This is a genomic window from Nocardia grenadensis (genome assembly GCF_050942415.1).
GTDB lineage: Bacteria > Actinomycetota > Actinomycetes > Mycobacteriales > Mycobacteriaceae > Nocardia > Nocardia grenadensis.
The window spans coordinates 2,948,696-2,962,183 of the sequence record NZ_CP192054.1; the positions used below are offsets into that span (position 1 = coordinate 2,948,696).

At 68.0% G+C, this 13,488-nt stretch carries 12 protein-coding genes and 2 riboswitches; of the genes, 8 read left to right on the forward strand and 4 right to left on the reverse strand.

Annotated features, from left to right (window positions below; translation table 11 throughout):
* Window positions 1–15: 15 nt before the first annotated feature.
* The 3 genes from ACQPYS_RS13425 to ACQPYS_RS13435 form a co-directional block, all read right to left on the reverse strand.
* Window positions 16–906 carry a hypothetical protein gene (locus ACQPYS_RS13425; protein WP_063034306.1) on the reverse strand — a complete coding sequence of 297 codons (891 nt, stop codon included), beginning with the start codon at window positions 904–906 and terminating at the stop codon, window positions 16–18.
* An 87-nt stretch (window positions 907–993) separates the two neighbouring features.
* Window positions 994–2,397 (reverse strand): DUF2252 domain-containing protein, encoded by a 1,404-nt coding sequence (locus ACQPYS_RS13430; protein WP_433492793.1) that lies wholly within the window; start codon window positions 2,395–2,397, stop codon window positions 994–996.
* Window positions 2,398–2,470: 73 nt separating this feature from the next.
* Entirely contained in the window at window positions 2,471–4,153 is a 1,683-nt protein-coding gene (locus ACQPYS_RS13435) for a GMC oxidoreductase (RefSeq protein ID WP_433492794.1), read from the reverse strand.
* 112 nt (window positions 4,154–4,265) lie between these two features.
* Here ACQPYS_RS13435 and ACQPYS_RS13440 point away from each other — a divergent pair, with 112 nt between their 5' ends.
* The 7 genes from ACQPYS_RS13440 to gcvP all read left to right on the forward strand — a co-directional run bounded on the left by ACQPYS_RS13440 (window position 4,266) and on the right by gcvP (window position 11,491).
* On the forward strand, window positions 4,266–4,967 hold the full coding sequence (locus tag ACQPYS_RS13440) for a CDP-alcohol phosphatidyltransferase family protein (RefSeq protein WP_245664378.1): 702 nt from the start codon (window positions 4,266–4,268) through the stop codon (window positions 4,965–4,967).
* Between the two features lie 43 nt (window positions 4,968–5,010).
* Window positions 5,011–5,409, forward strand: a complete 399-nt coding sequence (gcvH, locus tag ACQPYS_RS13445) for a glycine cleavage system protein GcvH (protein ID WP_039824187.1) — start codon at window positions 5,011–5,013, stop codon at window positions 5,407–5,409.
* 150 nt (window positions 5,410–5,559) lie between these two features.
* Entirely contained in the window at window positions 5,560–6,045 is a 486-nt protein-coding gene (odhI, locus tag ACQPYS_RS13450; protein WP_030520553.1) for an oxoglutarate dehydrogenase inhibitor Odhl, read from the forward strand.
* A 62-nt stretch (window positions 6,046–6,107) separates the two neighbouring features.
* Complete coding sequence (ftsR, locus tag ACQPYS_RS13455) at window positions 6,108–6,914, forward strand: transcriptional regulator FtsR (protein ID WP_063034309.1); 807 nt, start codon at window positions 6,108–6,110, stop codon at window positions 6,912–6,914.
* Window positions 6,915–7,114: 200 nt separating this feature from the next.
* Window positions 7,115–7,588 carry a bifunctional nuclease family protein gene (locus tag ACQPYS_RS13460; RefSeq protein ID WP_063034481.1) on the forward strand — a complete coding sequence of 158 codons (474 nt, stop codon included), beginning with the start codon at window positions 7,115–7,117 and terminating at the stop codon, window positions 7,586–7,588.
* 174 nt (window positions 7,589–7,762) lie between these two features.
* Window positions 7,763–8,341 (forward strand): MerR family transcriptional regulator, encoded by a 579-nt coding sequence (locus tag ACQPYS_RS13465; RefSeq protein WP_063034310.1) that lies wholly within the window; start codon window positions 7,763–7,765, stop codon window positions 8,339–8,341.
* Between the two features lie 101 nt (window positions 8,342–8,442).
* Window positions 8,443–8,542, forward strand: a riboswitch (glycine riboswitch).
* Window position 8,543: 1 nt separating this feature from the next.
* Window positions 8,544–8,649: riboswitch (glycine riboswitch) on the forward strand.
* A 46-nt stretch (window positions 8,650–8,695) separates the two neighbouring features.
* Entirely contained in the window at window positions 8,696–11,491 is a 2,796-nt protein-coding gene (gene gcvP / locus ACQPYS_RS13470) for an aminomethyl-transferring glycine dehydrogenase (protein ID WP_433492795.1), read from the forward strand.
* Between the two features lie 142 nt (window positions 11,492–11,633).
* On the opposite strand, the gene ACQPYS_RS13475 is transcribed toward gcvP, so the two are convergent.
* Window positions 11,634–12,986, reverse strand: a complete 1,353-nt coding sequence (locus ACQPYS_RS13475) for a cation:dicarboxylate symporter family transporter (RefSeq protein ID WP_433493040.1) — start codon at window positions 12,984–12,986, stop codon at window positions 11,634–11,636.
* A 351-nt stretch (window positions 12,987–13,337) separates the two neighbouring features.
* Here ACQPYS_RS13475 and ACQPYS_RS13480 point away from each other — a divergent pair, with 351 nt between their 5' ends.
* Window positions 13,338–13,481, forward strand: coding sequence for a hypothetical protein (locus tag ACQPYS_RS13480; RefSeq protein ID WP_433492796.1), 144 nt, complete (start codon window positions 13,338–13,340; stop codon window positions 13,479–13,481).
* Window positions 13,482–13,488: the final 7 nt, after the last annotated feature.

A 13,488-nucleotide genomic window follows, 5' to 3' on the forward strand; every position in this document is an offset into this window, starting at 1 on the left:
CGCTCCGCCGCTGCCTCACCCGGGGCCGTAGGTGAGGAAGGCGGTGATCACGAACCACAGCATCCAGGCGATCGCGACGAACATCCCGAGCGCGATGCCCGCACGCATGGCGGCGCGGCCGAAATCGATATCACCGACCTCACGCGGGTACAGCCGCCACGGGCTGTACCAGGGGGAGCGGAACCGTCGCACCCCGGCCGCGCGTTCGTACTCGGCGAGATCCTCGGCGTACTGTTCGGCCTCCGCCTGGGCCGGTCCGCCGTGCCACAGAGTGACATCGATGGGGCCGAGGAATCCCTCCTCGAGCAGGCGCTGCGGCGCCGGAAGATACGGCAGCATTCCCATCCCGCGGAAGGAGACCGCCACATCATTGGCGGTCCAGCGGTGCGATTCGCGTTGGGCGAGCACGCCGAAATAGTGGCGCAGCCCGTTCCCGTCGTCACCGAGGATCACATCGAAACTCGGGTCGTGCACCTTCTGCTCGATCTGCACGGGCGCGTTCTGCAGGGGGACGATCAGCGCGACCCCGTGGACCGCGCGCTGTCCGAGTCCGCGGGCGGCCAGCCAGGTCTGCAGGGCGAAGGTGTGTTCGCGGGAACGGTCCAGCGGAGAACGGTTGTCGCTGGTCTGGAGTTCGGCGCGTACGCCGTTGAGCGTCCAGTCACCGGTCAGCGGGACCTGCAGGGTACCGCCGTGCGGCGAGTGCAGTCCCGCGACATCGATGACCACACAGCTGGTGGGCGTCCACACGATGGCGTCGAAGGGGTAGGTCTCGCCCTGATGGACGAGGCCGCAGTTCACGGTCGCGACGCCCTGCGGGCTGCCCGCGCCGTCCCAGCCGCTGAGCCAATCGACCAGGGCTCGTTCGGCAACGCTGTCGGTGCTGTTCTGTACCTGCACGAGCATGGTGACCGCCCTTCGCGTCCGAGCCGAGGCAATGGTGTCCGAGCCGAGGCTGTGGCGGCGCCGGCTGTGCGGCGCACCCCATCGAAACTACCGGTCCGGCTCCTGCGCGGGAAGTTTACCGGCGCGAACCGCCGCGAGGAGTTCGGCGTGATCGGCCTCGGCGCGGTCGGCGTAACGTACCGCGAACTCGGCGATCGCGGTGTCGAAATCCTCGTCGTCGCCCAGATAACCGCTGATCAGGCGTGGGTCCAGCGAGCGGGCGTGGGCTCGGGCGAGCAGCGCTCCGGCCAGACGGCCGTAGTCGTCGAGGTCGTGCGGTTCGAGTTCCTCGGGGGCGATTCCGCCCTTGAGATTACGGAATTGCCGCACGATGAACGGCAACTCGCGGGTTCCGTGGGCGGTCGGTACGGACATGGTGGTCCAGCCGAGGAGGATATCGGTCTCTGTCTGAACGAGCCTTGCGCCCTGCACGATTCGTTTCCCCTCGTGTTTCGGCGCGGCGCCGCCGAGTACGGGAGCCAGTGCCGAGGGCGCCGCCTGTTTGAGTTGCAGGACCAGGAACTCGCCCGAATTGCCGTGTAGCAGGGCGACATAGCTGTGCAGGCCGACGCTACCCGTGCCGACGATGCGGAACGCGATATCGGCCACCGCGAACCGGGCCAGCAGCTCCTGCCGGGATTCCCGTAGCGAGGTACCGTAGCGTTCCAGCGCATCGATGGCCGCATCCTCGACCTCCTGGGTGACGGTCGTGAGGAGCGGTGGATCGGCGACGAAACGGTGGCTGTCGATACCGGTTTCGTGGTCGTCGATATGGGTCCATTTCCGTACGACCTTGTCGCTGTTGTTCTTCCGGGCCTTCTTGGCGGCCTTCTTGAAGTTGTCCAGCAGATCCTCGGCCTCGACGCGGTCGAGGACGGATTCGTCGGCGAGCGCGGACCAGGTGGTGAGGAACGGCCGTTCGGCGAGGACGGCCGCGACGCGCCGGTAACTGCGCGCGGCATCCGCGGCGGCGGTCCGGCATTCCTCCTCGCCGGCGCCACCGACCCGCCCCGCCAGGACCAGGCTGGCGGCGAGCCGCTCCAGATCCCATTCCCACGGACCCGGCACGGTGTCGTCGAAATCGTTGATATCCATGACGATCTCGCCGCGCGAGGTGCCGTAGAGGCCGAAGTTGCCGGCGTGGGCGTCGCCGCAGAGCTGGGCGGTGAAGCCGGTATCGGGGCTGCCCGCCAGGTCGGCGGCCATCAGTCCGGCGGAGCCCCGGTAGAACGCGAAGGGGGACGCGGTCATCCGGCCGATGCGAAGCGGGATCAGCTCCTCGATACGACCGGCATTGGACGCCTCGACGAACTCCACCACCGAGGGCCGCCCGTCCGTATCCACGGCACGGTCTCTGGCGGTGCGCGGCACCCGGTCGCGAACGGCCCGGCCGCGGGCGAGTACGTCCTCGGCGGGAGTGTAGGAGCGCAGCGGGATACGACCGGTGGACACGCGGTAACGGTACCGACCCGGCGGTTCCTCCGGGGGCCGGGTTCGCCCGGGCCCGCGGCCGGTCCGGGTCGGCTCAGCTCGCCCGCAGCGGCGTGAGAGGCAGGCGCAGCGCCCCGGGGGCCGCGGCGGGAACCGCCGGCCGCGCCGGCGCCACGGGAGCGATCCGCTGGTACGGGGTACCCAGTCCCGGCCGGCTGTCCTCCTGGTCTTTGTTCGGCCAGAACGCCATCGCGCGTTCGGTCTGCGCGGTGATGGTCAGCGACGGATTCACCCCGAGGTTGGCGGTGACCGCGGACCCGTCGGCGATGTGCAGGCCGGGGTGCCCGTAGACCCGCTGATAGGGGTCCACCACGCCCGTCTCGGGCCGGTCTCCGATCACACAGCCGCCGATGTAGTGCGCGGTCGCCGGGATATCGAGGACGTCGGTGTAGAGCCCGTGGGTGTCCCCGTCGATCTTGGCGGCGAACCGCCGGCCGACTTCGTGCGCCAGCGGGATCCAGGTCGGGTTCGGCTCACCTGTGCCCTGTTTCGTCGTCAGCCCGCCGCGCCGCAGGAACGAGGTGAGTGAATTGTCCAGCGACTGCATGACCAGCAGGATCACCGAGCGCTCCGAGGCGTGCCGGGCATTGAAACTACGCAGGAACACCACCGGGTGGGCGACCGCGGCGAGCAGGAAGCGCAGGAACCGGAACGCCCCGCCGTCGATCACCGGGGCCGAGAGCGGGAACAGCGCGTTCTGACCTTTGCCGTAGTGGCACACCTCGATATGGGTGTTCGCCTCGGGATGTATCGAGGAGGTGATGGCGACACCGGCAGCGAAATCGCGGCGCGACCGGCTCACCACCGCCAGGATCGCCTCGGAGTTGCTCCGGGTCAGCTCGCCGAGGCGCGGGGAGAGTTGTGGCAGGACCCCCCGATCCCGCATCCGGTGCAGCAGCTGCTGAGTGCCCAGCGCCGCGCCCGCGAACACGACCTGTTCGGCGGTGAAGGTGCGTTCGCGTTTGCGGATCCACCGGTCGGGCCGCGCGGTATCGACGGCATAGCCGCCGTCGGGCAGCGGCCGCACCGCGGTAGCGGCGGTGAGCGGGTGCACGGTGGCACCGGCCTGCTCGGCGAGGAAGAGGTAGTTGGTGGTGGTCGTGTTCTTGGCATTGTGCGGGCAGCCGGTCAGGCAGCGGGCACAGTGCACACAGCCGTTGCGGCGCGGGCCCGCACCGCCGAAATACGGATCGTCGACCTCGGTACCGGGGTCGTCCTCGTTGAAGAACACCCCGACATCGGTGGGGTGGAAGGTCTCGCCCACCCCCATATCCGTGGCGACCTCGCGGATCACCTCGTCGGCCGGGGTCGTCCGCGGGTTGGTCGTCACCCCGAGCATGCGGCGCGCCTGGTCGTAGTAGGGCGCGAGTTCGGCCTGCCAGTCGGTGATGTGCGCCCACTGCCGGTCGGTGAAGAAGTCGGTGAGCGGTTCGTAAAGTGTGTTGCCGTAGATGAGCGAGCCGCCGCCCACGCCGGCACCGGAGAAGACCGCGCATTTGCCGAGCAGGCTGATCCGCTGCGGTCCGGTGAAACCGAGTTTCGGTGCCCAGATGGATTTGCGGAGGTTCCAGTTGCTGCGCGGCAGCGTCTCGGCGTCCCAACGCCGCCCGGCTTCGAGGACCCCGACCCGGTAGCCTTTCTCGGTGAGGCGCAGGGCGGCCACGCTCCCGCCGAACCCCGACCCGATGACCACGACGTCGTAGTCGAACTCTGGCATGATCTTCCTCTCACCCGACTCGATGATGAGATGGTTCCATACTCATTCTTTCATCGAATGGCGCGGCGGGGTGTGCTGGCGCGGGTGGGCGCCATACGGTAAGCACACCCATGTGATGAGCGATTCGGGAACCGGCGGATCAGAGACCGCGGGCCGGGATCCCGGCGGTGCGCTCGCCGCGGTCCTGTCCGACCGGCTGCTCACCGTCCCCAATGTCCTCAGCGTGCTGCGGTTGATCGGTGTCCCGCTGTTTCTGTGGCTGCTCCTGGTGGAGCACGCCGACGGCTGGGCGTTCGTCCTGCTCATCCTGAGTGGGCTCACCGATTTCCTGGACGGCAAACTAGCCCGGCTGCTGGACCAGTCCTCGCGGCTCGGGGCCCTGCTGGACCCCTTCGTCGACCGGCTCTATCTGGTGACCACGCTGGTCGCCTTCGTCGTCCGGGGGCTGATCCCCTGGTGGGTGGCCGCCCTGCTGATCGGGCGCGACGCGGTGCTGGCCCTCACCCTGACGGTCTACCGCCGCCGTGACCTGGACCCGCCCGAGGTCATTTATCTGGGCAAGGCGGCCACCTTCGCGCTCATGTCGGCACTGCCGTGGCTGCTGGCCGGGCAGATGGACTGGGCCGGCAATGGTTTCGCCGCGGCGTTCGGTGGGGCACTACTGATCTGGGGTACGGCCGTCTATGTGTGGACCGGTCTGCTCTACCTGGGCCGCGCCGTCGCCGTGGCGCGCCGGATTCCGCCGGCGCCCGCCGGAGGCCGGCCCACACACGGCGGGGATACCGGCGCGGCAGAGGGCGGCGGGCTCGCATAGAGTTGCGGGCATCGTGCACGACGACACGAGGAGAGGACATCACGTGAACCGGGCTCCGGAGGATCTGCGTTACACCGCGGAACATGAATGGGTGCGTCGGATCGAGCCCACCCGTGTCCGGGTCGGGATCACCGATTACGCCCAGTCGCAACTCGGTGACGTCGTGTTCGTGCAGTTGCCGGAGGCCGGCGCCGATGTTGCCGCCGGCGACAGCATCGCCGAGGTCGAATCGACCAAGAGCGTTTCCGATATCTACGCTCCACTGAGCGCGAAAGTCGTTGCGGTGAACCAGGAATTGGAGGCCCAGCCGGAAACGCTGAATACTGATCCCTACGGTGCCGGGTGGTTGTTCGAACTCGAGGTGGGCGATGCGTCCGCACTGGACTCGAGTGTCGCCGAACTGCTCGATGCCGCGGGTTATCAAGGAGTTATCGGGGGCTGATCCAGCCTTCCCGGTTCTACCTGCACGGGTACGGCCCGGCAGGGTACGGTCAATGCCAACGGATGTGCCGCCCGGAGTCGGGGCCGCCCAGCCACGTCTTATCGCGGCATCTGCCTGCATGGTTTATGAGGTTCGAGGAGGAGAGAAACGGTGAGCGAGAACAAAGACCCGGGTTACGGGGAGACCGCGGCCGAGACGACGTCGGTCTTCCGCGCGGATTTCCTGAACGAGGTCGACGCATCGCGCTCCGGCGAGCCGACCGGCGAACAGCCGGTGCAGGGTGTCGAGGGTCTTCCGGTCGGGGCGGCGCTGCTCGTCGTCAAACGCGGCCCGAACGCGGGTTCGCGTTTTCTGCTGGACCAGCCCACCACCTCGGCCGGTCGGCATCCCGACAGCGATATTTTTCTCGACGATGTCACCGTCAGTCGTCGACATGCCGAGTTCCGGCAGGACGAGGATTCCTTCCAGGTCGTCGACGTGGGCAGCCTGAACGGCACCTACGTCAATCGCGAGCCGGTGGATTCGTCGGAGCTGCAGAACGGTGACGAGGTACAGATCGGCAAGTTCCGGTTGGTATTCCTCACGGGTCCGCGGACCCAGGAGGCCGGTTCGGCGGCCGGTGCGGGAAGTCTGTGAACAGCTGACGATCGGTGCGCCGGTCCGGGTGATCGGCGCCTCGGCATGAAAGACTCGAGATCATGACAGGCGCGGCGCAGCAGTGGGCGCACGGAGGGATGTCGATCGGCTCCGTGCTCGATCTGCTGCGACCGGATTTTCCGGATATCACCATTTCCAAGATCCGCTTCCTGGAAGCGGAGGGCCTGATCCGGCCGGAGCGGACGCCGTCCGGCTACCGCCGGTTCTCGGTCGCGGACTGCGAGCGGTTGCGGTTCGTCCTGACGGCGCAGCGCGACCAGTACCTGCCGCTGAAGGTGATCAAGGAGCAGCTCGAGGCCATCGACAGCGGTGCCGCGACGCTCGGGGTGCGGGAAGCCCGTGCCCGGGCGCGGACCGCTCGGCCGGATTCGGGGCATTCGGCCCTGGACGAAGGCGCCGATGTGCCGCCGCGCCCGCCGCGACGGCTGGGGGTGCCACCGGCTCGCGTCACGCCCGACGATTTCGAGTTCGATCAGCAGATCCGGGTGACCCGGGCAGACCTGCTGGATCGAGCCGCGATCGATGAGACGTTTCTCAATGATCTGATCCGGGCGAATCTGATCACCCCGGGCCCGGCCGGGTTCTTCGACGCCGATGCGGTCACCCTGGCGGCGACTGCCAAGGCGATGGCCGAATTCGGTTTGGAGGCCCGGCATCTGCGTGCGTTCAAGCTCGCCGCGGACCGGGAGGCGGCGCTGGTGGCGCAGATCGCGGCACCGATCGCCAAAAGCCGCGACGCCGGTGCTCGGGCGCGGGCCGAGGAGACGGTCCGCGAACTGGCCGCGCTGTCGCTGACGCTGCACGCGAGCCTGGTGAAGGCGTCGGTGCGCAACTCGCTCGGCGGCTGAGCCGAGCGTCCGATTCCCGCCGTCATCGGCGGAATCCGGTCTGACCTGCGGCCGAGCGGCCGGTGGGTACGCCGATGGCAACACACCGATTCCGGTGTCCGTCAGCGATCGCGGCGCCGTGCCGAATTCGCCTAGACTCGTGGTACGGCGAGCCCTGCATCGGCGAGGGCGGGCAGCCGGGGAGTATGGGAGGCAGTGCGATGAGCGAAATGCGCGTGATCGGCATCCGGGTCGAGCAGCCACAGAACCAGCCCGTCCTGCTGCTGCGGGAGGCGGAGGGGGAACGGTACCTGCCGATCTGGATAGGACAGGCGGAGGCCACCGCCATTGTGCTCGAACAGGAGGGCGTCAACCCGATCCGGCCGCTCACCCACGATCTGATCAAAGTCTTGATCGCGGATCTCGGGCACACCCTCGAGGAGGTTCATATCGTGGACCTGAAAGAAGGCACGTTCTACGCCGATCTCGTCTTCGAGAACGAAGTGCGGATCTCGGCGCGGCCCTCGGATTCGGTGGCGATCGCCCTGCGTGTCGGCTGCCCGATCTACGCGGCGGAATCGGTGCTCGAGGAAGCCGGTCTGGTGATGCCCGACGAACGCGAGGACGAGGTAGAAAAGTTCAAGGAGTTCCTCGAGTCGGTATCGCCGGACGATTTCAAAGCGACCGATAGTTGAGAACGGGCATTATTTCTAGACCTCAACTACAGGTCGAGACTGTTACCGCGCGTCGCGTTTGGTTCGGCACCGCTGCGGCCGAGAGAATGGGAAGAGTAGCCTCGTAGTCGACGCCGGGCCGTCGGCTGTGGGCACTGATCGGCGGAGCAAGGGAGTAGTTCAGTGGCAGAGAATATGCGGGATATGCGATCAGAAGAGGGCCCGCCTCGGCGCTACGAAATACAACCCGGATTGTTCCCCGACGATTCGGTTCCCGACGACCTGGTCGGATACCGGGTGCCGACAGCCTGCCAGGTCGCCGGTATCAGTTACCGGCAACTGGACTACTGGGCGCGGACCGGCCTGGTGGTGCCCTCCATTCGCGGGGCGGCGGGTTCGGGCAGCCAGCGGCTGTATTCGTTCAAGGACATCCTGGTCCTGAAAATCGTCAAGCGGCTTCTCGATGCCGGTATTTCGCTGCAGAACATCCGTATCGCCGTCGACCATCTGCGCAGTCGCGGAGTAGAGGATCTGGCGAATATCACCCTGTTCTCCGACGGAACGTCGGTATACGAGTGCACCTCACCGGAAGAAGTCGTCGATTTACTCCAGGGCGGCCAGGGAGTTTTCGGTATCGCGGTAAACAGTGCCATGCGGGAGCTCACCGGCGCCATCGCCGCATTCCCCGCCGAACGAGCCTCGGAAACCAGTGCACGTCCCGAAGACGAATTGTCCTACCGCCGTAAGGCGCGATTGACCCGTAAAACCGGCTGATCGCACGCGGGCGGCCACGGGTCGGCCGGACGAGGGGAACGACACATACCCGCGGGTGGCTCCCGGGTGTCGCTGCTCACCGGGCTAGACTTACCGGGCGCCGTAGCCGTGCGGGAGAGTCCCGGATCCGCGCCGGATCCGGGCGCCGAAGGAGCAGCACCTCCCCGTCAATCTCTCAGGCACCAGGACCGTGCGGGAACCGGCGCCTCTGGAAAGTGGTGGCTGCGAGCTGCCCGCCCAAGGTGAAAGGTGGACCGGAGCGCGATCCGGCCGCCGAAGCTCTCAGGCGCCGCGACAGAGGGGGAGGGCCCCGAGCCGACCGTGCCGGTCGGCCGCCCCACCCAGGGAGCCGCGGTGACCCAGACCTTCGCAGATCGTCATATCGGACCGGACGACCACGAGTTCGCGCGAATACTCCGCGCGATCGGCGTCGGCTCGGCCGACGAGCTGGCGGCCGCCGCGCTGCCCGCCGGAATCCGTGATGACGATCCGCTGGCCGGGTTGCCCGCGCCGGGTACCGAACACGAGGTCCTCGCCGAACTCGCGGCACTCGCCGAGTCGAATCACCTCGCCACCTCCATGATCGGCCTGGGCTACTACGACACCCTGACGCCGCCGGTGCTGGTGCGCAATCTGCTGGAGAACCCGGCCTGGTACACCGCCTATACGCCCTATCAGCCGGAGATCAGCCAGGGCCGGCTCGAGGCGCTGCTCAATTTCCAGACCATGGTGACCGATCTGACCGGCACCGACGTCGCCAATGCGTCCATGCTCGATGAGGCCACCGCCGCCGCGGAGGCGATGACCCTGTTACGCCGGGTCAATCGCCGGGCGCCCGCCCGGTTGGTGATCGACCGCGACCTCTTCCCGCAGACCCGCACGGTGCTGGCCACCCGGGCCGAACCACTGGGTATCGAGATCATGGAGGCCGACCTGGCCGGGGACGGTCTGCCCGAGGGAGAGTTCTTCGGCGTGATCGTGCAGGTGCCGGGCGCCTCGGGCCGGGTCGTGGACTGGTCGGCGATGATCGCCGCTGCCCACGATCGCGGCGCGCTGGTGGCCGCCGGGGCGGATCTGCTCGCGCTCACCCTGGTCACTCCGCCGGGTGAGCAGGGCGCGGACGTATGTTTCGGGACGACCCAGCGCTTCGGGGTGCCGATGGGGTTCGGCGGCCCGCACGCCGGGTACCTGGCGGTGCGCGGCGACTACGCGCGCCAGCTGCCGGGCCGACTGGTCGGCGTGTCCAAGGACGCGGACGGCGCCCCTGCCTACCGGCTCGCCCTGCAGCCCCGCGAACAACATATTCGCCGGGAGAAGGCCACTTCCAATATCTGTACGGCCCAGGTGCTGCTGGCCATCGTGGCCGGAATGTACGCCTGCTACCACGGTGCGGACGGGTTGCGGTCCATCGCGCGCCGGGTCCACGGGCATGCCGCCCGGCTGGCCGCGTCGCTCGGTACGGCCCTGGTGCACGACTGCTATTTCGATACCGTGCTGGCCCGGGTGCCGGGCCAGGCGGAGACGGTCGTCGCCAAGGCCGCCGCCAGGGGAGTGAATCTGCGCTGGGTGGATGATGATCACGTGGCCGTGGCCTGTGACGAGGCCACCACCGCCGACCACCTCGCCATCGTGCTGGACGCTTTCGGTATCGCTCCCGCCGACCCGCCCGCCACCGCGATCGAAAACCGGGCCTCGGAGTTCCTGACCCATCCGGCGTTCACCCGGTACCACACCGAAACGGCGATGCTGCGCTATCTGCGCGCGCTGTCGGACAAGGACATCGCCCTGGACCGCAGCATGATCCCGCTCGGCTCGTGCACCATGAAACTCAATGCCACCGCCGAAATGGAACCGATCACCTGGCCCGGATTCGCGCGAGTGCATCCCTACGCGCCGGCCGCCGATACGCCGGGGCTGCGGCGGGTGATCCACGATCTGGAGCGCTGGCTGGCCGAGATCACCGGGTACGACGCGGTGAGCCTGCAGCCGAATGCCGGGAGCCAGGGCGAATACGCGGGACTGCTGGCCATCCGCCGCTATCACCTGGATCGGGGCGATACCCGCCGCGACACCTGCCTCATCCCGTCCAGCGCACACGGCACCAATGCCGCGTCCGCCGCGATGGCGGGTTTGCGGGTGGAGGTGGTGAAGTGCCGGGCCAACGGCGATGTGGATCTCGACGATCTGCGGGCCAGGATCGCCGACCACGCCGAACGCCTGGCCTGCATCATGATCACCTATCCATCCACGCACGGCGTCTACGAGAACGAGGTCGCCGACCTGTGCGCGCTGGTGCACGATGCCGGCGGCCAGGTCTATGTCGACGGCGCGAATCTGAACGCACTGGTCGGCCTGGCCCGGCCCGGCCGGTTCGGCGGCGATGTCAGCCATCTGAACCTGCACAAGACGTTCTGCATCCCGCACGGTGGCGGTGGCCCGGGGGTCGGTCCGGTCGCGGTCCGCTCCCATCTGACGCCCTACCTGCCGGGCGACCCGCTGGTCACCGGGTCGCACGCGGTGTCGGCGGCGGAGTACGGGTCGGCCTCGATCCTGCCGATCACCTGGGCATACATCCGGATGATGGGCGCCGAGGGATTGCGCCGGGCCACGCTGGCCGCGATCGCGTCGGCCAACTATCTGGCGCGCCGCCTCGGCGAGTACTACCCCGTCCTCTACACCGGCGACAATGAGATGGTCGCCCACGAATGCATCCTGGATCTGCGCGAGATCACCAAGCGCACGGGTGTCACCGTCGACGATGTCGCCAAACGGCTCGCCGACTACGGGTTCCACGCGCCGACCATGAGCTTCCCGGTGGCCGGCACCCTGATGGTGGAACCGACCGAGAGCGAGAACCTGGCCGAACTCGACGCGTTCGCCGAGGCCATGATCGCCATCCGGGGTGAGATCGATCGCGTGGGCTCGGGGGAGTGGCCGGCCGAGGACAACCCGCTGCGCAATGCCCCGCACACCGCGGCCGGCCTGGTTCGCGACTGGGATCACCCGTACAGCCGGGAGGTCGCGGTGTATCCGCTCGGGCTCACCCACGACCGGCCCAAGGTGTGGCCGGCCGTCCGCCGGATCGACGGGGCGTTCGGCGATCGCAACCTCGTCTGCACCTGCCCGCCGCTCGAGGCCTACGCGGACTGACTCGCATCGACCGCCGCGGCACGGGTCTTGCTGTGCGGCACGCAGTCGTTCGCCGGGTCAGGGCCGCGCCCCGGCCGGGCACAGTTCCGCAGAACGGCACCTCGACCGGGGCGCGACCGGCTCGCCGGTCCGCGATGTGGCGTCAGGCCGGGACGACGACCTTTGCGCCATCTTCTTCGGCAGGACGCGACTGGTGGTCGTCCACCATGGTCTCCTCGTCGAACGGCAGTTTCCGGTCCAGGACGTCGCGCACCTGCCCGGTGTCCAGGGTCTTGGTCCAGGTGCCGACCAGCAGCGTCGCGACCGCGTTACCGGAGAAATTGGTGAGCGCGCGGGCCTCGGACATGAACCGATCGATACCGACGATCAATCCGACGCCGTCCAGGAGTTCGGGGCGATGACTCTGCAGCCCGCCGGCCAGGGTGGCCAGGCCCGCGCCGGTGACCCCGGCCGCGCCCTTGGAGGCCACGATCATGAACACCAGCAGTCCGAATTGTTCGCCGAGATTCAGCGGCTGTCCCATCGCGTCGGCGATGAAGATGGAGGCCATGGTCAGGTAGATGGCGGTGCCGTCCAGGTTGAACGAATAGCCGGTCGGTACGACCACGCCCACGGTGGTGCGCTGCACCCCCATATGTTCCATCTTCGCGATCAGTCGTGGCAGCGCCGACTCGGAGGATGAGGTGGCCACGATGAGCAGATACTCGCGGGCCAGGTAACGGCACAGTTTGAAGATCGACACCCGCGCGACCAGCCGCAGCAGCACGCCGAGGACACCGAAGACGAACAGCAGACAGGTCAGGTAGAAGGCGATCATGAGAGTGGCCAGCTGGACCACGGCGTCGAGGCCGGTCCGGCCGACCACATTGGCGATCGCGCCGAATGCGCCGATCGGGGCCAGCCAGAGGACCATCGACAGGATCCGGAATACCAGCTTCTGGATCAGCGTGACACCACGCACGATCGGCTCGCCGGCCGAACCCATGGCCTGCACCGCGAACCCGACGAGCAGCGCGACGAACAGCGCCTGCAGCACACTGTCCGCGGTCAGCGAGGAGACCAGGGTCGTGGGAATGATGCTGTGCAGGAATTCCACGGTGCCGCCGGCGCCGTGCGCCTCTTCGGCGTACTCGGCGCCCTGGCCCGCCGACTCGGTGATGTTCAGCCCGGTGCCCGGATCGAGCAGATTGCCGATTAACAGCCCGATACCCAGCGCTACCGTGGACATCACCAGGAAGTAGCCGATCGCCAAACCGCCGACCTTGCCGACGGTGGTGGCCGCGCGCACCGAACCGATACCCAGGACGATGGTGCAGAAGATGACCGGCGCGATCATCATCTTGATCAGATCGACGAACATCGTGCCCAGCGGTGCCAGCGCGCGGCCGGCGGCCGGCGCGAGCCAGCCGACCAGTATCCCTGCCAGGACGGCGACGATGACCGCCAGATAGAGCCAGTGGGTGCGATCCCGCCGTGTTCGAGTCCGGTCTTCCATGACCAGGCCTCCTCCCGAGTCGTAGTGCGCGGGCGGGGTGAACTCGGCCACCACGCCCTGTGCAATGGTGGACCGATACGTGACGCCCGTCACGGTTTTGTGTATTTCGTTCAGCGGAGGAGCCAGTGCGAACCGGTCGGTAGTCCCTGGCGGAATAGGTCTTCGTCCTGCAATTGTTGCTGTTGGCCCTGGTCACAGCCCTCTGGGTCGGGCACGTGGTGCTCGACGCCCGGCGCGAGGGCGACCGGACCGTCACTCGCGAGGTCACCGATATCGCGGCGAGCGTCGCGGCGGAATCGTCCACCGCGGCCGCGGTGCGGGTCCCCGGACCCGACCGCGCTGCTGCAACCGGTGACCGAACAGATCCGGCAGACGACCGGGCTGGATCTCATCGTGGTGATGGCTCCCGACCGCACCCCGATCCAATACGGCCGGACCGGCCGGCCCCGGACCCGCTACCGCTGGCGGGAATCCCGGGCCGGGCGATCCGGCTGACCGCCGG

What these genes read in the sequence shown, in the direction of transcription:
- ftsR (WP_063034309.1), top strand. Translation starts at nt 6,108, where the DNA reads ATGACAGGCGCGGCGCAGCAGTGGGCGCACGGAGGGATGTCGATCGGC.
- ACQPYS_RS13435 (WP_433492794.1), bottom strand. Translation starts at nt 4,153, where the DNA reads ATGCCAGAGTTCGACTACGACGTCGTGGTCATCGGGTCGGGGTTCGGC.
- ACQPYS_RS13460 (WP_063034481.1), top strand. Translation starts at nt 7,115, where the DNA reads ATGAGCGAAATGCGCGTGATCGGCATCCGGGTCGAGCAGCCACAGAAC.
- ACQPYS_RS13475 (WP_433493040.1), bottom strand. Translation starts at nt 12,986, where the DNA reads ATGGAAGACCGGACTCGAACACGGCGGGATCGCACCCACTGGCTCTAT.
- ACQPYS_RS13465 (WP_063034310.1), top strand. Translation starts at nt 7,763, where the DNA reads ATGCGGGATATGCGATCAGAAGAGGGCCCGCCTCGGCGCTACGAAATA.
- ACQPYS_RS13425 (WP_063034306.1), bottom strand. Translation starts at nt 906, where the DNA reads ATGCTCGTGCAGGTACAGAACAGCACCGACAGCGTTGCCGAACGAGCC.